The sequence below is a fragment of the Hoeflea prorocentri genome (assembly GCF_027944115.1).
GTDB classification, from domain to species: domain Bacteria; phylum Pseudomonadota; class Alphaproteobacteria; order Rhizobiales; family Rhizobiaceae; genus Hoeflea_A; species Hoeflea_A prorocentri.
The window spans coordinates 1,198,069-1,221,669 of the sequence record NZ_JAPJZI010000001.1 but is presented as its reverse complement, the minus strand read 5'-3'; the positions used below and the strand labels follow the sequence as shown (position 1 = coordinate 1,221,669).

The 23,601-nt window shown below is 51.1% G+C and carries 18 protein-coding genes; 7 read left to right on the top strand and 11 right to left on the bottom strand.

Annotation, left to right across the window (positions count from 1 at the left end):
* Both OQ273_RS05565 and OQ273_RS05560 read left to right on the top strand, forming a co-directional pair.
* On the top strand, positions 1-1,098 hold the full coding sequence (locus OQ273_RS05565) for a site-specific integrase (protein ID WP_267989481.1): 1,098 nt from the start codon (positions 1-3) through the stop codon (positions 1,096-1,098).
* Positions 1,099-1,426: 328 nt separating this feature from the next.
* Positions 1,427-3,571 (top strand): hypothetical protein, encoded by a 2,145-nt coding sequence (locus OQ273_RS05560; RefSeq protein WP_267989480.1) that lies wholly within the window; start codon positions 1,427-1,429, stop codon positions 3,569-3,571.
* Positions 3,572-3,690: 119 nt separating this feature from the next.
* Here the strand turns inward: OQ273_RS05560 and OQ273_RS05555 are convergent, their stop codons facing one another.
* Together OQ273_RS05555 and OQ273_RS05550 are read right to left on the bottom strand one after the other, a co-directional pair.
* Positions 3,691-4,158, bottom strand: a complete 468-nt coding sequence (locus tag OQ273_RS05555; protein ID WP_267989479.1) for a P-loop NTPase family protein — start codon at positions 4,156-4,158, stop codon at positions 3,691-3,693.
* Positions 4,159-4,520: 362 nt separating this feature from the next.
* Positions 4,521-4,988, bottom strand: coding sequence for a hypothetical protein (locus OQ273_RS05550; protein ID WP_267989478.1), 468 nt, complete (start codon positions 4,986-4,988; stop codon positions 4,521-4,523).
* A 28-nt stretch (positions 4,989-5,016) separates the two neighbouring features.
* Here OQ273_RS05550 and OQ273_RS05545 point away from each other — a divergent pair, with 28 nt between their 5' ends.
* The gene (locus OQ273_RS05545) at positions 5,017-5,226 is read left to right on the top strand and encodes a hypothetical protein (RefSeq protein ID WP_267989477.1); all 210 of its coding nucleotides are present in this window, start codon (positions 5,017-5,019) and stop codon (positions 5,224-5,226) included.
* 2 nt (positions 5,227-5,228) lie between these two features.
* Positions 5,229-7,628 carry an AAA family ATPase gene (locus tag OQ273_RS05540; RefSeq protein ID WP_267989476.1) on the top strand — a complete coding sequence of 800 codons (2,400 nt, stop codon included), beginning with the start codon at positions 5,229-5,231 and terminating at the stop codon, positions 7,626-7,628.
* Positions 7,629-8,146: 518 nt separating this feature from the next.
* Here OQ273_RS05540 and OQ273_RS05535 read toward each other — a convergent pair.
* The 3 genes from OQ273_RS05535 to OQ273_RS05525 form a co-directional block, all read right to left on the bottom strand.
* Positions 8,147-8,485, bottom strand: coding sequence for a hypothetical protein (locus tag OQ273_RS05535; RefSeq protein WP_267989475.1), 339 nt, complete (start codon positions 8,483-8,485; stop codon positions 8,147-8,149).
* Positions 8,486-8,573: 88 nt separating this feature from the next.
* Positions 8,574-15,020: a P-loop NTPase family protein gene (locus OQ273_RS05530; protein ID WP_267989474.1), complete on the bottom strand. Its 6,447-nt coding sequence runs from the start codon at positions 15,018-15,020 to the stop codon at positions 8,574-8,576.
* 220 nt (positions 15,021-15,240) lie between these two features.
* Positions 15,241-15,729, bottom strand: coding sequence for a helix-turn-helix domain-containing protein (locus OQ273_RS05525; protein ID WP_267989473.1), 489 nt, complete (start codon positions 15,727-15,729; stop codon positions 15,241-15,243).
* Between the two features lie 161 nt (positions 15,730-15,890).
* On the opposite strand from OQ273_RS05525, the gene OQ273_RS05520 reads away from it, so the two are divergent.
* Positions 15,891-16,394, top strand: coding sequence for a hypothetical protein (locus OQ273_RS05520; RefSeq protein ID WP_267989472.1), 504 nt, complete (start codon positions 15,891-15,893; stop codon positions 16,392-16,394).
* 692 nt (positions 16,395-17,086) lie between these two features.
* Here the strand turns inward: OQ273_RS05520 and OQ273_RS05515 are convergent.
* The 5 genes from OQ273_RS05515 to OQ273_RS05495 form a co-directional block, all read right to left on the bottom strand.
* On the bottom strand, positions 17,087-18,223 hold the full coding sequence (locus OQ273_RS05515; protein ID WP_267989471.1) for a glycosyltransferase: 1,137 nt from the start codon (positions 18,221-18,223) through the stop codon (positions 17,087-17,089).
* Between the two features lie 31 nt (positions 18,224-18,254).
* Positions 18,255-18,428, bottom strand: coding sequence for a hypothetical protein (locus OQ273_RS05510; RefSeq protein ID WP_267989470.1), 174 nt, complete (start codon positions 18,426-18,428; stop codon positions 18,255-18,257).
* Between the two features lie 180 nt (positions 18,429-18,608).
* Positions 18,609-18,884: a PqqD family protein gene (locus tag OQ273_RS05505; protein WP_267989469.1), complete on the bottom strand. Its 276-nt coding sequence runs from the start codon at positions 18,882-18,884 to the stop codon at positions 18,609-18,611.
* Positions 18,885-18,961: 77 nt separating this feature from the next.
* Entirely contained in the window at positions 18,962-20,176 is a 1,215-nt protein-coding gene (locus tag OQ273_RS05500; protein ID WP_267989468.1) for a glycosyltransferase, read from the bottom strand.
* A gap of 55 nt (positions 20,177-20,231) precedes the next feature.
* A complete protein-coding gene (locus tag OQ273_RS05495) occupies positions 20,232-20,372 on the bottom strand; it encodes a hypothetical protein (protein ID WP_267989467.1) in 141 nt (46 codons plus the stop codon).
* 61 nt (positions 20,373-20,433) lie between these two features.
* On the opposite strand from OQ273_RS05495, the gene OQ273_RS05490 reads away from it, so the two are divergent.
* Entirely contained in the window at positions 20,434-21,591 is a 1,158-nt protein-coding gene (locus tag OQ273_RS05490; protein ID WP_267989466.1) for a nucleotidyltransferase family protein, read from the top strand.
* A 50-nt stretch (positions 21,592-21,641) separates the two neighbouring features.
* On the opposite strand, the gene OQ273_RS05485 is transcribed toward OQ273_RS05490, so the two are convergent.
* Positions 21,642-22,367, bottom strand: coding sequence for a hypothetical protein (locus tag OQ273_RS05485; protein ID WP_267989465.1), 726 nt, complete (start codon positions 22,365-22,367; stop codon positions 21,642-21,644).
* A 380-nt stretch (positions 22,368-22,747) separates the two neighbouring features.
* Here OQ273_RS05485 and OQ273_RS05480 point away from each other — a divergent pair, with 380 nt between their 5' ends.
* Positions 22,748-23,587, top strand: coding sequence for a glycosyltransferase family protein (locus tag OQ273_RS05480; protein WP_267989464.1), 840 nt, complete (start codon positions 22,748-22,750; stop codon positions 23,585-23,587).
* Positions 23,588-23,601: the final 14 nt, after the last annotated feature.

The window sequence follows — 23,601 nt, the reverse complement described above, 5'->3', positions numbered from 1 at the left end:
ATGGCTACCATTGTACGCACCAACGAGGGTAACTGGAGAGCCCAGGTCCGCCGCAAGGGCAGATATGCTTCGCAAACTTTCCGGCTCAAGAGCCTCGCATCGGAATGGGTAACAGAAACCGAACGAATGATCGACATTGGGTACGAACCGATCTCTCGGAAAACTGGAACGCCAAAAACCATCTCTGATCTTATTGACCTGCACATAGCTGACCTTCAGGAAGTTGGAAAACCAATCCGGCGTTCAAAAAATGCGGTCCTAGTAGCTTTGAAGCGAGATATCGGATCTACACGCATATCGAGTCTAAATCGCTCCGCATTGATTGCATTTGGAAAAATGCGTGCCAAACAAGGTGCCGGTCCTGTCACCCTCTCTGTTGACCTCTCATATATTCATACGGTGCTCACTCATGCGGCAGCCGTTCACGGCATTAATACAAGAACGGAGGATCTCCGACTTGCGCGTGTGGCTCTGTCGCGGCTCGGGTTAATTGGCAGATCGAAAGAACGAAATCGCCGCCCGACCGAAGATGAGATTGATGCGTTGCTCAATTACTTCGACAACAAGACCAACATGATAATTCCGATGGGGCGTGTTATTCGATTTGCGATTGCGACGGCGATGAGGCTCGAAGAAATATTCAAGATCGAGTGGTCGGACGTTGACTTGAAAAACCGTATCGTCATCGTTCGGAATCGCAAAGACCCACGTCACAAGGACGGAAACAGCCAGAAAGTACCGCTGCTCAATCTAACTGGATTTGATGCGTGGCAACTGCTGCTTGAACAGAAAATCATCACAAACGGAGTTGGCCGAGTATTCCCACATCATCATAAGTCTGCAGGTACTGCATTTCGACGCGGAAGGCAAAAACTGGAGATCGAGGACCTCGTTTTCCACGACCTGAGGCACGAAGCCACCAGTCGATTTTTCGAGGCGGGACTGTCCATCGAGAAGGTAGCCCTTGTGACCGGTCATAAGGACTGGAAAATGCTCAAACGATACACTCATCTACGGCCTGAGGATCTACACAGGCTCCAGAACACACCGCAGTTGAGCGAAGAAGAACACCTCCAATGGTTGATCGCCAACCGCTGATATCGTTGGTTGCAGGGGCTCGCAACCACCGAGACCCACACTCAGTCGCCATACTGATATGATAGAGGTGATCGCACACGCATTGTCCAATGGTCTTTATCTTTGGAGCAAAGAGCCGGACATTCAATTCTCGCCCCACTTCTAGCCCAATGCGGCCATTCGAACGCACTGCAGCGAATGACCGAACTGAGCCCTTTCGGGCACTCGGCAGACGATATCCAGTTGTCATTCCCTGCCATTGCTGAAGTTGACCATTCAATCTAGCAGCCTTTTATTTGAAATCGTAAATATCGATTGTTGATCAATGATATTGACGGGAAATACGCTGTTGGCTGGGTCCTATCAACACTATCTTCAGCAGATGCTCCAGTCGGGCTTCAGATGTTCCGATAGTGGAAAAAGATATCCATCGGTATGGGTGTTCCCGAAATTGGATGATCCATTTCGTAGAAGAATTGAGAAATTTGGCGGTGACAAAGAGTTTTATTCTCCGGTATCCGCTGGGTTAGCTTCAACTTTGGACGATAAAATTACCCGGTGGGAGGCAAAGCGCCAGAGCGACGTGCGCGAGTGGAGAAATCTTCCAAATGGATCGTCGGTATCATCTGATGCGGCAGCTCAGTTGGTTGGCCTAACTGGAATGCGAACAAAGGCCGCAAGGCAATCCATTCGCGCCGCTATGCAAGAGTACATACCGGCCTTTGCTAAAATGCTCCAAGAACCTGACATCCTCATGACATATTTGGATGAGGGTGCCAGTTTAGATGGCTTCCTGAAAACAGCGATGGAGCAGGAGCTCAAGTTTTCAGGTCAACCGTCTTTCATTGAAAGTGGATCTGATGAGTTCCATGCTCTTCTTCGGATGCTGAGATACGCACTTCTAGAATCACTCGGGCACCGATTCTCAGAATTGCTTTCAGAGTTAGACCAAGTGTTTTCTAAAGCGCTGAATTCTGAAACGTTCGACGCTTCATCCTTGCATGGAAAATTGTTGGCTGGCCTCATCGACGATGGTTCCGCTCGAAGTGACTTGCTCGCGCTGGAATGGTCGATAGTCGGAAATGAAACATCTATTCCTTGGATTTTGCCAGACTGTGCCGTCCTGTCGCTCAATCAAAATGGAACCTACAACCCATTTCTATTTGGAGAAAAGGATACTCGCGCCGCCATTCTTCTTCCGCTTACCCCTCAGCGGATATTGATCGGTGTAGCAAGGGATAGCCCAATCCCAGAAATCAGCGATTTCACCAAAGCAGCTGCTTCCTGTAGTCAAGAGTTTTTCATTGCGCCCGAAAACGCACCTGAGTTTAAGCAATTTAGAGATTTGATTGGATCGGTGGAGCATGACGAAATCACCGAAGGCTTGCAGAAGGCTCTTTCGCAAATCGACCCATTAAGCACAACAGGTGAATCTGACCCAATTCCAATGCGTCATGATCTCAATGTGCAGGTACTTGGACTGAATATCGACGAAGCGGAGCTAGTCATAATCGCAAAGAACTTAGGCAGTGTGATTTTTGAACTTGGCCAAGAATTTGACCTTAGTCGCCTAAACAAAATCACTCTGTGTGCCAATGTTTCTGAGCAAATTGGAGCCGGTGAAAACAGTCCGATCCAAAAGTATTCTGAAACAGATTATCGAAATTTGTTGATGTGGAAGGAGGTTGGTGATGGCGATTTATCGTACACGCTTCTCTTTCACATCAATGCGGCGAAAGCACTGGCCGACGAAGAAAACTCTGACTATGACGTTGTCAGGCAGTTAACAGCTCAGTGCATTGCCCAAATTCACAATCGAACAGTTTTAGCGTCAACCGGCAGTTCACTCTCCTCATTACTTGAAGCATGTACGGATGAGAATTTAGGGCCATGGGCACGAGACGTTGCCATGAAGGGCGGTCTGATATTTATGGACACGTTTTCTGGTTGCAGGATTGCAACTGCCGACAACCAATATGTCTTAAGTGTTGTTGAGCAGTTTAAAGACGCGCTTGCCACCTTTAGCCAAGCGGAACTGCCCAATTGTGGTGATGAGAATCAACGAAACTCCGCAGCTGAAGCCCTTTCAGCCGCCGCAGCCGATTTATTGTGTTCTGCTTGTCGTTATCTAGCGGCTTGCCAAAGCAGCAGTTTAAGTCGTTTCCAATTTATCAATGCTGATCGAAGTCTCAAAACAGGGATGGAAGACCTTGAATTGCATGAATGGCTGGATCGATTGGATTTTGACCTTTCAAGGATGCGCGTTGGATTTAACTCTCCGATGCAACCTGAACCCATAATCACTCTTCAACGGCACCTGGAGCGTTTGTTTTGGGCGCGCGGAGCGGTTCTAATACCCCGGGATGGAGGATACATCCTTCCATTCGCTGATCCCACGATAACATACTCGAAAGTTGCTTCTCACCTCCAAAAGGGCATCAATGAGCTGATCCCGAACGATTTGTCTGAGCAACTGGAAAAGATGCTCATATGACTGGGTTAAGGCGTTATTCTGACAAAAAAATGCGGGCCTTCGACTGCTGTTCCCAACCAGCTCGCATTAATACTTCTTTGAGCTTTCTAGAGAGCCAATGGGCTCCCCAATACTCAAGATCAATCTGGCTCAGCAAACAGGCCATCAGCCTTCGTTGCCAGGTCGATAACATAATGAACCAAGAGCACCTCGATAAGTGAGAGCGCATATTCACTGTCAATCGGAAGCATATCATTGCGCAGGTGATGATTGTCCACATAGTCAGATGCATTCCAAAGCTCTCTTGTCGCCTTGGGGTTGTCGGGCTCAATCCGCCTGAAGACTTCTTCAAATGTCGAGTTTGCGAGAGCGATCGCTTCAACTCGATAGCCATCATCCACCGGCAAGCTTTCTATGAGGTAGCCGCTGCTTGTGCTCTGCACCGGATTAGGTTTTTGGTCTTCGTATTTGCGAATCAGAAGGCTCCAAGTTGCGTAACCTTCCTCACCAGCAACGCAATCTAAGGCTTGGCTGTGCGCCAAACCAGTTTCGCGCGAAATGATTTTAGCCTTGCGTTTCAGTTCATTGATAGGGGCGGATAGGTCCATCTGAGGCTCTCCCATTGCGAGCTATGAACACAATCCCTCCTTATGTGAGTGCTCGAACAGAAAAATCTCAAGTTCATGCCCCACATGCTGAATGCTTTCCCGTCGGAGGGGGGAGGCTCGGGCTCAAACCTGAACCAAATAATATCCATTGATACTCTCGCTTTCAAGCATGTTCGGCCTAAGCGGACACTGGTACGTCAAGAAATGTCACGGCGTCGCTTCCCAAAAACAAGCGTTCCAGATACGCGGCCGAACTCTTAACTTTATCGGCCAGCAAGGCTAGCAATATGGCTTCATGTCGAACCAGGAGCCCAAGACACAACGGGCATTAGCCTTGCGCACGCTGCGTTCTCAGAAGAGCCTCATCTGCGAGAGGCTTTCCAGGCTTGTTGAAAGAAAGACCAATCGACTTTTGCCGCAATCTGCGCTCCCGCACCGGAAAACTGGTGCCCGGCCTGGCCGTTGCAAATCGGGAAGGACCCGTGGTGTTCGAGAAAGTCGCTTAAGAAGAAACTCTCCATATCAAACACGTTATCATTGCCATAGTTCCGGAGAACATCAGCCGAGTAGTATGTAAATCTCACTTTATGCGCTTTTGCGTAGTTCGAGATTCCAAGATTTCCGGATTGACCTGTTAGATGGCCACGCAAACGCATCGCGATGCTGTTCTGCTTGGATTCACTCATTCCGATATAAATCAGCTGCGAGGCTTTAAACGGGTACTCTATCACCACGTCCGTCAAGAAGATGAAGTAGATACCAGCCACGCCCTGAACGAACTTGACCTCTTGCTCTCTTAGGTTGTACGTTCTTGTGAAAATAATATTCATTACAACATGTTAGTGGAGAGGGCCGATTGTGACCACTGAAAAAATCAGATCCGCGAGCGAGGTCCTGTCAGACTTCATTGACGACCAGGCCAAGGACGAAGCGCTGGACCAGGCAAGCGTATCCGCCATCTCAAAACTTCGTGGTGAAAGCAAGCTCACGCGCACAAATCTCCTGCGTCAACTTGAAGGTGCCCGCAGGGCCGTTCTCAAGGGCGACTGCCCGCAGCAAGAAAATTGATCATGACCAAGCTCCGCCACCTCCAAGTATCGGCCTTTCGTGGTGCTCGTTTTCCTCTTCCTCTTGATTTCGGGAGCAAGACCAAGAGTCTTGTCATCTTCGGGGAAAACGCTTCTGGCAAGAGCACCATCACTGATGCCATCGAGTGGTTTATTCAGGACCGAGTGGATCATCTGTGGCGTGAGGACTGCAAGCAGGAAGCGCTTCGCCACGTCCTTGCCGATGATGATGATGCGTGCAACGTTGAGGTTCGATTTGACGGCCAGAACCGGAACGGGACCAAAAGCCTGTCAGCCGAACTCAAGACAACAACAAGCTTTGCGAACGACGACACCGGCGATTTGGTTGAAGCGCTCAAGGGCGACCGGATCATTCTCCGGCATGCCGACATCGTGAAGTTTCTCGATGAAAGAAAAGGCAATAAGCGCAAGGCTATAGCGGACATTATCGGGTATGAAGAAATCACCCAGTTTCGCGATGTTATTCAGCAGACCAACAATACCCTAAAGAAAGAGGGCGCTTACACCGGAGCCAAACAGCAATCCGAAACCTTGCAAGGCGATATGGTCGATGCCGCCGGGCAAGTCGTGCCCGACAGGCTGACCTTCCTTGGTATCGCCATAGGCATTGTCGAACCGTTCAATCTCAAGACTGTCATCTCGGATGAGTCATCCTTCGCAAAAGCCCTGGAGGAGCTTCGCGGTCTCGGAAGCAGCGCCGAAAAGATCAAGGCAGCCGAGCGACTGGCTCAGCTCGCTAAGGCCTGCGATGAGCTGAAGGCTGATATTGATCATTTTCTTGGCGAGGCAGCGACTTTCATCGACACGTATAACGCGCTCGCCAAGGAACGCGAGAGCGTCAACAAGCTCCGGCTGAGCGATTTTCTGACCAAGGGCCAGGCCGTCATCGATTCCGAGAGCTATACAGACGATGCCTGTCCCTTTTGTTTGAACCCATTCGATCTCACCAAATTGCAAACGGAAGTCACACAGCGTCTTTCGGAAATGGCCGAGATCCAGGGAAAATTCGATACGGCCAAAGGTCTGAAAGATGCGCTGCTACAGACGATCAGCGGTATCGGTACGCGTACCAAAACCATCAGCGAAACATACAAGGACCTGGCGGGCTGCGAAGCACTGGTTTCTTCTGCCGCCGGCGCGACAGTATTGCTCCGCACCTACTATCGAGGCCTTGGCACCGCCTTTGATGCACTTGCGGTTTTCGAGCAACCTGAAGGTTTTGACAAGGCCGTCTCAGACCTCCGCGCTCTATGTGGATCTGGTGCCAAAAAAGCGCTGGAGGGTGCCGAAAAACTTGGCCTCACCGAACTCGAACAAAAGGTCGCCACTACCCTCGGCACGCTTGACTCGCTCGGGCGACAGGTGCGCGACTTCGAAAGAGCTCAGCGCATTATTGATGCTTATGAGGCGCAAATCCTGACTCTGTCCACAATTTTCGAGCGTTTTGTCACTATTCAGAACGCGGCGCTCCAGGCCGTCCTGGATACTATCAGCGCGGATGTCGGTGCCTTCTATGCAAAGCTGCACCCCAAGGAGAGTGTTGATAATGTACGCTTAACGATGGTGGGAGAGGAAGGCGTTGAGTTTGAATACTCGTTTCACGGGACGCCCACACAGCCGCCGCGAAAATATTTGAGCGAAAGCCATCTGAATAGCCTGGGGGTTGTGCTCTTCCTAGCGAATGCCCGTATCTTCAACAAGCATGCGAAGTTTCTTGTGCTCGATGACATTGTCACCAGCTTCGACACCTCCCACCGGCGTCGACTCCTTCGCCTTCTCAGGGACGAATTTTCGGATTGGCAGATAATCATCCTCACCCATGAGAATATTTGGTTCGACATCATCAAGAAGGAAATGGGGCAACACGGCTGGTTGTTTCACGAGGTCTGCTCCGATGATACCAACGGCATTCTTCTCGAAAACAGCCCCGCAACGCTGAAGGAGATCATCGAACAGAAAAAGGGTAAGGAAGACGTCACCAATGACCTGCGCAAGCTCTTGGAGCTTGTTCTCAAGAACATATGTCATGCCCTTGAGGTCAGGGTCGCGTTCCGTTTCAACGATATCAACGAGAGGCGCATGGCAGACGAGCTGATCAGTCAACTTCGCTCGACCCTGAAGAGCAAATCGCCTGACCTGCTCAAGACGCAGATTTTCTCGGAGCTGGCAGGATCAGCCCTTATCGCAAACCTTGTGTCTCACGATAATCCCGACAAGATCGTGGGGGAGGACATTGATGTATTGCTTGAAGACATCGAAAAGCTCGTATCGCTTTTTGTCTGCGAGCATTGTAGCCGTCACATTCGCGCCGACATTGCAGTTCCGGGGGCGAAGGCGATTTCCTGCAGGTGTGGTAAGACTCAAATCCCTTGGAAGGCTTAGGTGTAGGCGTCGCACAAATATCGGCTGGCGTTTTCATTGCGATAGCGTTTCCGACTGTGAAGGTATAATCAAAGCTAATCCAACATTATCCAGGAAATCTGCCGGACGGGGGCCAGTAGCGACGGAGGGCAAGATAAAAGGATATGGTGCAAAGGCACCCTAACCCCTTGTCTGCACATCCGATTTACCGGCACATCGCGCAAGACCCCATGTGCAGGTAAAAATAGGTAAATCTCTGTTATCAATGGCGAAAACGTGGTGCAGCGATCAGTCTACCGTTTGATGAAAGCGGAAATTTTCGGATCTTCTCAGATACAAAAGTATGACGGATACCCGTTAATCAAACGCATCTACACATGCGTGGATCCTGCACGAAAAGCAGTCATTGATACGTTTCACGGATGAAGTGTCTGCTCTACAAAAACAGGGCAGGTTTTTCAGAAATTCGAGCTATATCGCAATAAACAGGGTTGCAATCGGGCATAATAAAACCGCAAGAAATTACGGCGTACACAAATTCAAAATGATTGCCGATTTGAGGATTCCAAATCTAGCATCTGCAGACTTTCGAGAACGTAGGCCATCAAAAGGCAAACTCCTCTTTTTTCAACTCCAAACTTTCGACTTGGTTCGACTGCATTTGCAATGCTGCTCCAGGTTTCGCTGATAGCCAGCCAATCGCTTGGTTCAATCAAGCTGAAATCGCAATCCTGACCGAATTTTTCAACCATGAACGATGCAATAGTTCCGGCGTCCGCGTGCTGTTGCACTTCATCTAGACTCAAAGTGTCATATTTTCCGCTGTCGCATGCAGCAATAAGCTGCCAAAGCATGTAGCGGTATTGAGAGGGTCTCATAGGACTTTTCCTTTCTAGGGTCCTCGTTTTTGATGCACCTTAAATGGAGAGTACTGAACGACCGAGAACGGCATTGGAGCGTACATTGCTAGTACGACGTTTCAGATGCTTTTTTGGCAAACCAGACACGACGGGGCTTACCGCTTCGCTTTAAGCCAATATATAGTTCCCGAACCCCGGAAGAATCATCATAGCTCCTGCTAGATTTGTATTTCGAGAAACTGAGCACGAAAACCAAACTCATTTTGCAGGATTTGAGTGCTCCATCGAGCCAAACATTTTCTGCACACAACAATGTACCCTCATCCTGAAATCTACTCCTATGGTCATCGGGATCAGGTCTCCATTCACCCCAGACATCGCACGTCAATGCGAGCGTGCCGTTGCTGTTACACCACTGCCGCTCTTCGTCTTCGGGTGTCAGCCCTAGCAGCTTGTTAATTGCTAGGCCTAGCTTTGGGCGAGCTATCGCGCTCCGAGCAGCCCATTCATCACCTTCATCAATACCCATGGGGTACTTTTCAGGTGCCCAAATCAAAGGGTAAAATGGATTCCTTTTTGCAAAGCTATCAATGCTCCCATCCGACTTGAAACGGGGCAGCCATAAATCGTGACTAGGAGATTTCGAGAGCCTAGCGCATTGCCCGATCGCACCTCGCTCAAGAATCAAAGCGGAGTTAAGACTGACATGTACGTCGTCCGGTGATTTCCAAATTCCATAGAGTGGCCAGAAGCAATCCGCCGATTCTTCCGGGAACCCAACCTTCTGGAACAGCACATCCTTATCTAAAAGTGTTTCCATGTTTCCTCTGCGAGTGCCGAGTAGGACTTCATGCGCCTGTTTCGGAACACGGTCTTTATGATCCGACAGCCATGAGCCATCCTCAAAAGATACGTCGTTCTCTCTCAAGAATTCCTGCCAAGGATCTATTTCTTTATAATCATAACTCGACCGCACTACTGGCCTGGTGTTCAAAAGTGTTGTCGCCGCATGTAGATAAGCATGCCTTTGAATGTGCTCGCGATAAGTCTCGAATCTCTCGTCGCCAAGATAACGAATTCCGCCAGGAAAGTCGGACATACTCTTGGCGTCTGGCCATCGCTTTATCACTTCAGCGGCAATGGAATCACTCGCTTCGTTCTTCGAAATCCAGAAGAGGTTTTCCAGATTGGGAACCTTGTACTTGTCAAATTCGTAATCGAAATCAAAATCGATCGATTGATCTTTTTTATCTGGCCAGCCATCGCGTTCGACAAAGCCGTGGGGTGGCGTTCGAACCTCGATCCATAATTGCGCAAGCTCCGGGTTATTGGCCTTTCCGTCTTCCATATGTGTCAGGCACCGAACCAGATGAAGCTTGTGGAGCGCATGCAAATCGGTCCGCTTTGCAAGCGCTTCAATTTTCGGTTTCAGGGACTTGAGCTTGTCGCCGTGGTGTAGAGCGGCACGCGCCAATCCCATCAACAGCCATTGCTGAGCATTTAGGAAGGCGAAATGATACTCTTTGGAGGACAGTGACGGATTTTCGCACACGTCAAATCTATCAAGTAACCGCCCTATGTCCTCGGTCAAACCGAGATCAAGCATACCCCCAAGACTTCTTGCGGCACTCCATCTGACAAAGGCGTCGCTACTACCGAGCAAATGCCAGATGATGTCTGCGACCAGATCGACCTCTTCGGTCTTACCCGCAAACACAGCGCGATACACGCCTTCGCCGACCTCATCGCCTACTTTCGCGGCGGAACTCGACAGCAAGTCTTCGAATGCATCCAAGGCTGTCGATGGATCAGTGTGGCAGGACAGGTTAGTCGCCAATTGAAGCCATTCGTCGCCCCCAAGCTCGAGGCGTTCCTTAGCTATCGTGTCCAAGACAGTTTGCAGCACGAATTTCGGATCGCCACACAATTCAGACAAACGGTAGATTTGCCTGGAAATGCCCGAATAGCGAAGATCAAATAGTTCAGAGCCCTTGAACGCAAAAAGCTTTTTGATCAGTTCAAGTACGTTCTTCTTTATATGCGCCGTGCTATCGCTCCAAGCCTCTACGCATTCGACCATCAAATCGAGCGCGCTATCAAATTCTAGCTCGCCGGACTCGCAAAGAGCATCAAGGAACTTAACCCGATTCTCAAATGGGCACGTCTTCCGTATCTCATCAAACAGACGTTTTCTGCTATCGAACTGCAGCGCATCACTAGATTGAATGTCTCGTATTGCTTCATCAAGCGAGGACGCTGATGTGGGATCACACCTGGCAAGAATAATCGCGAAGGCATCTTCGCCAGCCTGTTTATCACGCTTCTTGCTACCTACCTGAAGGCTGTGGTCAGCTCTTGCCGTGCTATAGTTCCTTCTAGCATTTTCGATGTCGCGCTGACGCCGGGCCGCCTCTCGCAATGCTCGAAAGTGATTCCGTAAACCCCCATGGTTGATTTCTTCAAAGGCATCCATACAATCCAGCAAACTTTCCCAAAGTCCTTCCCAACCGCCAAAACTGTGTTCACGATCCAGCTTCCTTGTCACAAGTGAGAAGATCGCTTCTCTGTCTTCTGGATCGGCGACTGAAAGCAAATCATGCAGCCCCTTGCCGACTTGCCACTCATGCCAGCCATGATCTTCACAGATTGTAAGTAGTACCGCCCCACGGCGTGGATCCAGGTGACCTTCCTTCGCAAGAAAACAGGCAAGTTGGGGAAGGCCATAGGAGTAATTGACAACATCCTGATCATGCCAACGGATCAGCTTATACATTGTCGGGAAGCCGAAGGAACAAGTGGCCGCGCGCCCAAATAGTGTCCATCCAAACTTCGATGGATCATGTTGGAAAATCGTCTGACAGAGATTCATAAGTCGGTGCGAGTGCTCAGGCTTGACGAATCCCCCGGGCTGTTCAGCCGCGTAGTGCAATGCAGAGTAGATCAGGTCGAAGTCGTCCCCGCCCATCTGATCAAGTTGAGTCAACCCTTCAGCATAGTATTCTTGCGCCTCCTCAATACTCATCGGGATCAGCGATCCAGCCAAATCTCGGTAGGACTCGCCGCGTTGTTCGATATAGTCGTCCTTTACAATGTCGCTGGAAAGCGAATTTGCGTACACTCCTGTGACATCCGTCAGATTTTTACGCCTCGCGATAAGTGTCAGAACGCTTAGCTTATCACCCAGTGAAAACCGGTTCGCGCCGATAATATCCAACAGGTCTTGCGCTTCTTTCCCTTCGACCGTTTCACTGTAGTGAAGTAGTATCCTAGCAAGCCCAATGCCAACGTGACGCGCGACATTGTCTCTTCCCGTTTCGGCTTTCCAATGGAGGTCGGGATTCAGCACAGTTTTCCAGACAGCCAAGAACTCAGCCAAAACACTATTTGTCAGCGCACGCTTCGAAAGTAGGGCAATCTCCAAAGGCTTCACCAGCTGCAAGACACACGCTGCGCCCCTCACAATGTTTTCCCGTTCATGTTGCGAAAACTGTCTGGTTTTTTCTTGCTTCTGTCCTTTTCTCTGTTTGCCATTGTCTTTTGTCACAAAGAGGCTATCGAGGAATGTACTTAGATCAGCTTCGGTCACGATTGACTTTGTCCTTCGCCCCGTTTTCACGTCCGCCGGCATCAGATGGTGAAAAGAAATCTCTTCACCGGACGACCACGCCGCGATACAAGCCGATTGGACAGACATCCAAACTAAATTCAAGCCATGCCGCTCGCTGTAGTCATAGCTTGATGGTCTGCGATGGTGATACAACTTAAACAGCCGCTTTGCGGATTGCCTCGAATTCATGACTAAGGACCCCATCGCCGCACTGGCGAGAGTACCCTGCAGTTCCATTTGGTAGTCGGAGTTGTCCTGAGGAATTTTCTGCTTGTATCGCTGTGATAAAGAGCTGGCCGCTCGCGACACAGCTTTGACCTGGCTCTTTGATAGGCCATATTCCTTTGATAGCAGACCAATTTGCAGGCTGAGAGAAAGACACCTTTTCGACGCCGCAAATTTAGCCAGAGACTGCAAAGCCTCGCTTCCATTGAACGATTCGTGCTGTGCACACAGCGTAATAAGTTGTTCAATGACAGAGAGCGCAAACTTGAAATTCCACAACTGGATATTGCGATTGAACGAGGAGAACTCATTCTTCAACACACTCGATAACATCACCGCTGCAATGTCGAATGCCTCGGGACCTGACCGGTCAAACCGTTTGCGCTCATCGTCATTGTGCAGGTACCAATTTATCCAACCAATCGCCCTGTTTTGATGTATGCGCGCTTCGTCAAGCTCGTCTGAAAAACTGTAAGCGACGATAAGGCGTGCATCGCGTGCGCCGCGCCAGCCGGATCGATCATTGAACAGGCGGCGGGAGGAATCAGAATCTCCTAGGATTGTTGCCAACGAGGGAGAACGTCGGATGAACTCATCGCCTCTCGCGTTTGCCGAAGCCACCTGCGAGAGTTTCATCGTGAGGCTCAAGACACGGTCCAAATCCCCCTCGCGTGCAGCAAGAGAAAATGCCGCGTAGAGACGCGCTAGTTTTAATCTGCGCCGTCCGTATTCCGACTCGATAACACCGGGGAATTCGTCAGAGCTCGCTAACTCGTAAGCTCTGTTACTATCGCCAATTACCACGAGGAAATGAGGCAACGCTTCCGCCGCGTAGAAGGAATCCGTCTGTTGCGCCTGAAGCCTTTGCGCGATGGATTGCTGCGCAGAAACCTCGCTCGCATAGTGATCCTTAATGTAGGTCTCAGTCGGTTCATCGCGGAAAATCGCACCGTGTTTAACCAGCTCAAGCATCGGTGCAAGATCAGAGGCAGCGCTATTTACCTGCGACTCTGACCAGTCCAACGCCTTGGCCAATTCAGTCAGCGGAATGGGCGGTGGAAGAAGCGATAGAGCGGCAAAGAATTCGCGTACTTCAGTCTCGCTCCAACCTACCTTGTGAAGATCGTGGAATATTTTCTCGCACTTTTGTGCGATCAATTCTTCTACGGATATTTCGGTCTGCGGCGAATTGCCGGACACATTGGCATCCCAACTCTCGACGAGGTACTCAAGAACCCGGGCATTGCCTCGCGAACGCGCGAACGCCGTGGAAAATTCCACATCCGCGATATTCTTTCGCCTGGTCTCAAGAAAACTTTGCGTCTCCGTTTTAGTGAAGGGTTCCAGCTCATAGCGCTCTACCTGGCTCTTGCCAATGACGTCGTTCATCCTGTGAGGACGTGCGGTGAGCAAAAGCTTCACACCGTCGATAGGCTCTTCGCTGAGCGATGCGAGCAGAAGCCTTGGAAACGCAGCCTCATTGCGTGCATCAGCTTCGAGCTGCGCATTGTCTGCAGCGTCTAAAACAACTAGCACTCCTCGCATTACCGACTGGTTTTTGACGGTTTCGCTGGCTTGCTTGAGACGCTTGACGGCGGTTTTTGTCAACCCATATTGATCACTGTCGGTTGGAAGAAGTGGATCACAGAGCCCGCGCGTAGCAAGTTCGTTGATGATTTGCAGCAAGCCAACCCGTGGCAGGTGACGGGCTTGAGCTTCGGACCGATACGAACCGCCGCCGAAACAATCGAAAACCACGACCTCGAAAGTATCTGTCAGATTTGCGGCAAGGCTCTGTATGAAGACGGTTTTTCCAACACCGCCATCAGCATGCAGAAATACGGGTAGATTGCATGTTTCAATCTTGTCTCTGACGTCTTGTAGGGCGCTACGTTCAACAACATCACCAACATCAACAAACCGTGTATCCGCTGGAAACAGCTGATCCTCATCACATTCGAGCGCCTCTAGGACATCTTCACGCCTTATAGAGTTATTGCCTTGACCCTCGATTTGTGCTTTCTCGCGGACAAGTTCCACGAGTGCAAACAACCGCTTAGCCGCCTGCCCGGTGGAGTCGGCCGACCAATCACTGACTGTTCTTCGCAAAGATCGGTTCTGTGCTGGCAGATCGCTTGTCGAGGCCCGAAATTCGATTAGCGGAAAAATCTCCTCCGCGTTGATGGTTTCCTCGCGGCACCAGATTTTCAGGTATTGAAGCTGAGTCTTAGCGCTTATGGCTTTCGGTGTACCTCCCGATTTTAAACATGCAATGGCCTCCCATAGGTCGCTTGAAAATTCGGCGTTAGTCACGAACCCAAATGACAGTTTCTTTGCAATTTCTTCATCTGTCACACTCTTCTTGAGTTCTCGTAGTGTTGCGGCAAATTTTTTGATGGTTTTTTTGAGATAGGAAGATGTGACTGCTTCTGCAGCCACCTTGTATTTGAACTGCAAAATTTGCTGGGCGGTGCAGGTCTCAAAAGTGTCGCCATTCCCATAGAAGAGGATAAGATCGGCGATGTCCTCTGCATCCTGTCCGAGTTTGAGACGCTCGTTGGGAGAGAGACCTTCGATAACAATCGCAAAAAGATTGTCCTTTGGAAACACAAGTTGCAGCGCACGCCGTGCCGCCCACCGCTCGTGAAAGGTGTGCCCGGCACGTGATACCCTGACTTTGTCTATGCTATTTCTATCGTTCTTCAAAATTGCTTCAAACAATCACGACCACTGAGGATTGCCAATTACTGACATACCGAGGCTCGCAATAACCTCCTCTTATCGCGACCCAAATTGAGGATAGGCAGGGTATCATTACCCGCAACAACAGGTGTAGCCATAAACAGTCTGCAACGCCCGTCACTCAAGGCTCTACCAAACCCGGCTTAGTTCTCCGCCAGTACTGTAATTACATGAGTGGAAAGTTCCCGACCTGTAGACATCACTCCCGTAACTGCACACCCGGCCCGCCGCCACTAGGGTCAATGAACTCAGCGCCACCGGCTTCTAGGGCTTTGCGCATTGCTGCCACATTATCGGCAACGGGCATGCGCGCTCCACGCTCGAATTCGGCAATCGTAGATCGCGCAATTCCGGCCACTTCGGCCAGATCTTGCTGTGACAGATTAAGAAGATAGCGAGCAGCTCTGCACAGACCTGGAGAAATTGGTGTTCCGCTAGGGGCATTTTCCTCTGAGCCAGAGCGTAGGCGAACTCCTGACCTATCTAGGAAAATAATACCGGCAGTCTCCAAGGAGGTGCGTATCGCCTGAAGATTGTTGTGGCTTGGAATCCTATCGCCCCGCTCAAACTCCGAGAGCGTTGCGGGGGCGATGTGGGCCACCTCTGCGACTCTGGACTGGGAATAGTTCAACAGCCCACGAGCGGCCCGGCACTGAGCAGCCGTGAAGGACAATTCAATGTTTTTCATAAATTTGTTTTGACCAAAGCTCTGCCATCAGATAGTCTACCTCACGCTCAATAGCTTGCCGACCGGATATTATCTGTGCCCGGAAGCAAGTCAGCGGCGCGAAATGGTGTTCGTACCACCCTCCCGCGCCTGACCACAACCTGACTTAGAGGAGTCCGGTCATGGCTACTCATACCCTTAACACAAGACTTTCCCGCCGTGCCATACTGGCCGCCAGCCTTGCCGCACCAGCAATGGCATATCCTGTTTTTGAGGTCATTGATGGCTCTTCGGAACCGGCATCAAGCGGCTTCGATCCCAATCCCGATGCCGAGTTGTTCCGCCGTATAGCGGTGGCCGAACAATTTCGTCGTCAAAACGCTGGAGCACGGCGACTACTGAAGCGTCTTCGCGCGGCAGGTAGACGAAACGATCTCATGCCCCGCCCTATCAGAGACATTCATGCGGATGCATGGCTTGAATGCTGGAAATCTTTTGAAAGCTACGCAAGGGCCGTACGTGAAGCTGTCGCTGTTCCAGCAGTGACGGTAGCCGGTGTCCATGCCAAGCTTAGCCTTGGGGCAATTGCAACACGGCGGGATGCTGCACGGGTTTACATGTATGAGGATCGCGCATGGTTAGATGCTGTCCTTGCGGATCTTAAGTCCATGGTAGATCGAGAATAGCGCACTCGTCGGGCGGCGTGTCGATGATAGCAGTATCTTTTGGGGTGACTAGAAGACTGTTTTGCTGCTTGCAAGCAAGCCTGCCGGGCTGCATCGGGCAGTCAAGGGGCTGCGCCCGCCGAAGGCGGCGGCCTAGAGGCCGCCCTTGACAGCCCGCCTTCTTCAGCCCGGCGAGAATCTAATCAAGCATTGAAAAAAGAGTACTGGATGGAGATTGACAGAGAGCTCGGAGCTTTCCCGGAGAGAGCTTCATATAGACCTGACACTCAACCAAGCCTCCTGAGAAAGGGCCAGTGATGGTCGAAGACGAGAGCAGGTCGAGAGCGCGGCGGCCCTCTTCGCCAAGAATATTACCAGCCCTGCCCTCGTTTGGCAGATCGGGTGCCGTAAGACGATTTCCAACTAATTTTTCTGCCAGCTGAGTGCACGGAAATTGCACAGCCAACCCTATAAGTCACTGAAGGCATTTATTTTTCCGTCCAATCCATCATCGGCGCGACGGCAAAACGCTGCTGAAAAATCCAATCCTTTGAGGTGTTCTTGTCCATTGCGTAATCCATACGCACCGGTCTGGTTCCGTGTCAATCTGGGCCGAATTTCAAAAAACACTTGCTCGGGAGACCGCTGGCCCAATCCAAGCCAAACCCGTTTGCGTTGATCCGCATATCAACCCATTGCAGCAAGTGGTAAAGTTATCCGGCCGTTGTAAGGCGCATCCTTGCGACCGACGCCTTGGCCTCATATTCCCGTCCATCTTCCGCCTCGCTGGAAGCACGTGCAAAACAGTCGGCGGCCTTTTGATACTCTGCAAGCCTGAACCAGGCGCTTCCCAGCAGACCGAAGCGGTCTTCCCGGAAGAGACGGTGATCATAAGCAATTTTCGGGTCAAAGAACTCGTCATACCGTTGGTTCAAAGGACCGTTGAGTATTTCAATGGCATCTTCGTAAGAACCTGCCGCGACCAGGCATCTGGCCTGCATCCAATGCAATTGCAGGTTTTCTCCGAACAAGGACAGCCCCCTGCCGGCGAACTCAACGGCGTAAGCTAAATCTCCCGTATCGAGAAAGAAATCGCACAACACTTTGGCACATGCCGAACCTTCAACGCGGGCTTGCTCCGGAGCCTGCGGCCTCTCCGCGAGTTCTATTCCACGTGTCAGTTGCCGGACGGCGTCTTGCCTCCTGCCAAGCGCGCCAAGCACCGAACCAAGATGCAACCGGAGAAAAACACGATCCGGATCATCCCGGATCGCTGCTTCAAGCAGCGGCAGGTTCCGTTCATGCTTTGCAGACTGGTCCCCTTCATAGCCGAGATGCAGGATGGAGACGTCAAAACGATCGACAATCTTGGCACCGTCCCGTTCAACCGCATCGAATATGCCGGGCACGTTGGTTTCATGCATCGAACCGGTGAAACGGAGCCGGACATCATTCCGAAACAGGCGGTACTCCGCATATGGAGTCACTTTGGGGCTGGAACGGAACTTAATTCTTGCGGCGATGGCATCGACATCCGCTAGTGCCTGTTTGAGGCCGCCTGCGGTCGAGATATTCAGCCGCTCATCCGCATCGATATACAGAACCCATTCGCCTGTGGCCTGATCAAGACCATAATTGCGGGCCTTTGAAAAGTCATCAACCCAATCGAAATGGAAAATTCTGCAATCGAAACTTTTAGCTATTGATACGGTGTCATCGACTGACCCGGTATCGACCAGCACAATTTCATCGACCTGTCGCCCGATAGACCGCAGGCAATCAGGTAGGAAATGAGCTTCGTTCTTTACGATAAGGCACGCGGAGATACTGGGCGAACGTCCGGACAACATTTAATCCGTCAACAGCCATGTACCGGCGTGCTTACGAACTGAATGTGTTCGACAGTACCTGCGCGCGAGCCAGCGACAATTTCCCGTCTATGGAAAATGTAGCGATTGTCGGGATCACAAAAGCCGATACTTTCAGCAGCGTCGTAATAGTGTTGCGCTTGTCTTCATCGATGTCTTCTAGGTGGCGTTCGGCTTCATCTGACAACGTTACTGTCCCCTAATCATGTAACAAACCGGGAATCGTCTATCATGACCGTATCATCGTGTAAATCATTGGGGCAAAATATTCACCAACAAGATTTATTCTTCAACTACCACTTAAAGTGATTGGTTTTTTCGCGTTTTCGCCGGAAAGTTTAAGAAATCGATCGCTTGAGACGACATTTTACTTCCGCTTGACGATGAGATTCGCGTCGCTCAACTCTTGAAAAAAGCCATCCAGTTCGGTCTTTTCATCGGTTTCATAGGCAGAACGGATGAAACTCTGAATATCGGCAACGGTCTTTTTTCCGTTGCACAGCGAGTAGATGATCGCCGCGGTTGGATTGAGATAATGCACCTTGCCGTTAGGTTCGTCATAAATCACAAATCCATCGGGTACCTCGCTCACTTCGAGATTGCTCACAGGCTCAAAACATGCGTCTTCTGATATGCTATCCATTGGGACACCCTGTACACATACGAAACAAAGCCGAAATAAGCACTTATTACTTAAAGGAACAAGAAGTTCACTCGCCTTTATTGCTTCAGAGTCGGTTTAATAATGGACTGCACCAGTTCCGTAATAGTCCCGATAACGTCCGAACGACCATAGTTTCTGCAAACCATCGCATGTAATTCTTCCGCCTTTTGCATTGCCTCCACCGGGCTGGACAGGCATTCAGTACAGGCGCTTAACATTTCCTCCGGGTCATAATCGCAACAATAGAAATGCTTGTCCGGCAGGACATCCAGGCCCTCCGCACCCTTGGACGTTGAGATAACCGGTACATTGTGGGCGCCGGCTTCCAGCAGCTTTATCCGGGTCCCCGCACCGGTTCGCAACGGGATGACGACTGCCCTTGCCCGTGTGTAGTGCGGGGATATCGATACCGGGTCCGATTCCAATGTAACCTCATTCGCGTGACACAGTTCCGCCAACCGTGAAGACGGGTTACTGCCCGCGACCACCAGCTCAACGTCTGGAAAGCGTTCCCGCACTCTCTGCCAAACATGGCTGACAAACCAACTGATACCGTCAACGTTTGGCTGATAGGCGAGATTTCCCACGAACAAAAGCGTATGACGCTCTGCACTCACACGTGCTTTTTCCGGAACTTCTATTCCATTTGGTATCGACACGACATTGGAAAGCTGAAGCCGTCTTTTCAACTGAAAGGATGTGGCTTCGCTGGAGCTGCAAAACGTCACCACGTGGCCGGAGCAGCTCTGGATAACCTTCTCGTAACAATCGGCTTCGGCCTCCAGAACGGCAGCCTTTTGCGAGTTATTGCTGGAACGGGCGATGGCCGCCCGTTCTCTCAACATCAACGCATCGTCATCATCGAGGTCAACCAATAGCGGAACACGATCGGCAATCGGCCGGAGGACATTCAACAGTGGAGTAAGATAGCTGCGGGAAACGACTATGCCCGACCATTGCTTTTGCGCCACCCATTCCGCTACGTCCTTGATGACGGGGGCGGACAAAACGGCTGTAGAGGACGGTCGACCCAGCGCCCGAAGCGCCTCAGCACGCTCATAGCCGTTTTCAATCTGGCTGATCAGGCGGAGCCTGGTATCCAGTCTCCCGGCAGTGGAAACCACACGCGCCGACACACCTTCAATCTCGCCCTCATCGAGCACCGTGTCCTGACCGCCAACCACAATTACTTCGGTTGCGCCAAGTCGTGCCAACGCCTCGGTAAACATGCCGCACCGCATCGCAAGGCCGTTTCCAGAACGTGCAGGCATTATCGGGGCCAAATGCAATAACCGCACACCCCTGTCCCCTTGATCGATATTCACGTCACTGCGCCTTTCCTTCGCCAGTGTCATATCCCTGCGGATGCCAAACATGCAAAACGGTCAGCAGCATGAAGATCACCAGCCGACTGTACCCGGCAATGGCAAGCATTTCAGCCTGCTGGATCGCAAAGCTGTTATACACATCACGAATCCATCAGTATTATTGCAATGAATACAATAACCCCGGACCGGATAAGACTGCCATGAGATCACCGGACGAACGACCGGACTTGCTGATTGAATGTCTCAAGGAAAACATTAAGCCCGACGAGTTGACCGCACTACGTCAAACGCTCTTTTCGGACATGGAAAATCTTCAGGGTGTGATCACATCTGCCGCCAGGTGGCAGATTGTTGAGTCGGCGCTGCATGCCATGCGGCAAAAGGGACTTCTTCATCCCATCGACGGCAAAACAAATACCGGCCAGGGCATTCGTCATGAGCTGGCAGAAATGGAAGAATTTCTCGCGGCACGCCGCAAGAAACAGCGCGACGGATTACTGGAAATCATCGGCAGCCTGAATAGCGTCGGCGTAACGCCCCTGATGCTGAAAGGATCTGTTTCCTTGCTCTCAGGGCAACCCTGGTGGCGATCGCAGCGCGACATTGACTTTTACGTCCATCGGTCGGAAGCGCAAACTGCAATTCAGGCTTTGAGGGAAATCGGTTATGAGGATGTGCCCGATGCCACAACGTCGATAACGCACCATCATCTTCCGCCCATGCATCGGGCCGATTTTCCCGCTTATGTCGAGCCGCATATTTACCTGAGCGGACGTCAGTCGCGTTACCTGCTACCGGACAAATATCTGCTGGAAAACGCGATCAACGCGGAATTTGCCGGCGTCAGTGTTCGCCTTTTGAGGTTCGATCATTTTCTGCTGTTCGGCATGATGCATCACCATTTTCAGAATCTCGGCACGGTGTTTGGAACGATCAACCTCAAGGGTTTGCTGGAGTTTTCCCATGCCAACGCATCCCTGGATGATCAATCCGGCAAGCAACTGGCGACAACGCTCTCAAATCGTCCGCGACTTGCAAGCGCATATGATTTGTGGGCTGCCGCCAGTGAGGAAATCCTTGGCTCCCGTCCCGTCACCGACACAAGTTCCGTATCGAAAGAAAGAGCAAGGGCCATTCGGAAACGCATAGCGGATGGTTGCGTCGCAACCCAGTCTGAGGCGTTGAAGGAGGATATTCGGGGTTCCATGGCGACATTGCGGCGCATGAACACGGGCCCGTCTGGTGTGCTGGTCCTTTCAAATTTGCTGCTCAGACCATGTCTGGAAAGCCTGACCAGACGAAGCGCCAAACACGGGTTTGCCAAGGATAGAAAGGTGTCGGGCTTGCGCGAACCCTGAGACGTCGCTTCTCTGCAACGGCCGCCATACACGCCAGTCGCAATGAGCGGTTACATCTGGGAAATGCGTTGAATGTGCGAGACTGCTTGTCCGAGATCACCGACATGAACCTGCCAGGCCGGCGTATCCTGTGCGAGTCCGTAGATCCGCGCCAATGCGTCACTCTTGTTGGAATCCGGCAGGAAACAGTTCTGCAGAAGCAATGCGAGAGCTTCGTCCTTTTCCAATCGCTCGACCGATGAGGCTCCGCCAAAATTTGCTTCAAGAAAAATCAGTTGATCCGCCTGTCCAGACCGGATTTTCCAACGCACCTGTTCCGTTTGAGGCGGAAAGGAATAGATGAAGTCTCCATTCCAGTCTCTCAACGAGGGCGATGCCAGAACCTTATCCTTCAGAAGCGGGACAAGCCCGACCGATCCGCTCTTGATCCTTAAAGTCCGGGGGCGCGCGATCAAATCGCCCTTGCGTAAAACAACATGCTCATCGGCCTCAACCGGCATACCCGCAGCAAGGCATGCAAGAAGCAATGTGGTCTTTCCGTTACCCTTCTGTGCCGACACCAGGAACCTTTGTCCGTTCGAAATCAGGCTGCCACCATGAAGCACGGGATCAGACGGGTTTTCCGCAAGAAAACTGTCGCTTAACAGCCGATAAGCGCGGGCGACCATATGATTTGCATCGCCGGGATCGGAACTGAACGGCGGATCGAAATCGAACTGGCCGTCGTCAAGGCATCTTACGACAACATCGGTTTCCTGCTCCGGCGTTTGCTCCATCCCGGGATCTGCTCCGAGGAAGGACAAAGCCGTTGCAGATACAGGATCATTGCAGTGAAAACGAAAGACAGTGGTCAAGGACCGTGTCGTAACAACAGTTGATAGGTCTGCCATTCAGTAACAGTTGCCTCTTAAAATGGCACATCCGCAGCGGTTCTATACACACTTATCCTGCATCTGTCCCCATTCCTCGACGTATACTCGCCCAAGGGTCAAAAATGAGAGTAAAACTCTGGCATTCGCACTGGCAATTGATGCAATCCAGCTCTCTTTACTGAAAAGGGCAATATGTTAATTAGTAGCCGTTCAGTATTGTCCCGCACCATAATGATAAGACTTTCATCACATTCAAAACGCGAACAGAGGTTGTCAGCGCAAGCATGACCAGGTCCACCTTCTGCTATGTTGTGGTCGATCCGCCGGGCAGCGAGATATATGCTGATCTGTCCATCATCTCCAGCAATGCACTAAGGAAACTTCATCCGGACGCCCAAATTATCTGGTTGTCCTGCAAGGGTGCGGATGAGTTTAATGCCCAGTTGCGAGAGGAGTTGTCGAGGCTGGAGATCGAGGTGCGATGCATATTCCGCGATAAGCGGTATCCCTTCTTGACGAGCAGATATATCAAAACTCAGATACGACAGCTTGTAGACGGTGACTTTCTGTTTCTTGATGCAGACACCTTGCCCATCAGTAACATTGATCATTTGTTTGCCACGGAAGCTGATATCGCCCTGGCCTGGGACGTGGATGGAGAACCATGGTCAGGGCAATTGAGCAGATGGACAAATCAGAGCACATATCGCGAACTCGGCTGGCGACATCACGATGAAGGATATTTCAATTCAGGCGTAGCTCTCTTCAAGGACACCTGCAAGGCGCATGAGGTCGGTAAGCTCTGGCACCGATCTTGGTACGAAGCCAGAATAAAGTGCGGGCGGCTACAAGACCAACCGTCTCTCAACTATGTACTTAGTTGTGCCGCACCTACAATTGAAGTGCTACCCGGTGCCTACAACGCCATCATTGGCAAACCGGAAGAAGGGTGGCTGGATGGCGCCCGGATAATGCATTTCTGTTGCAGCAACTATGACGGTCTTCCGCAGGAACATATGGTCCTGCGCAAACTGCTCGATGTCTGGAGAAGAGACGGGAGGTTCGATGTGGATACATTTTTACAATGTGTAGAAACTGAAAGTCCCTTCCTTGTTCCTTCATGAGAGGGACAACCGGC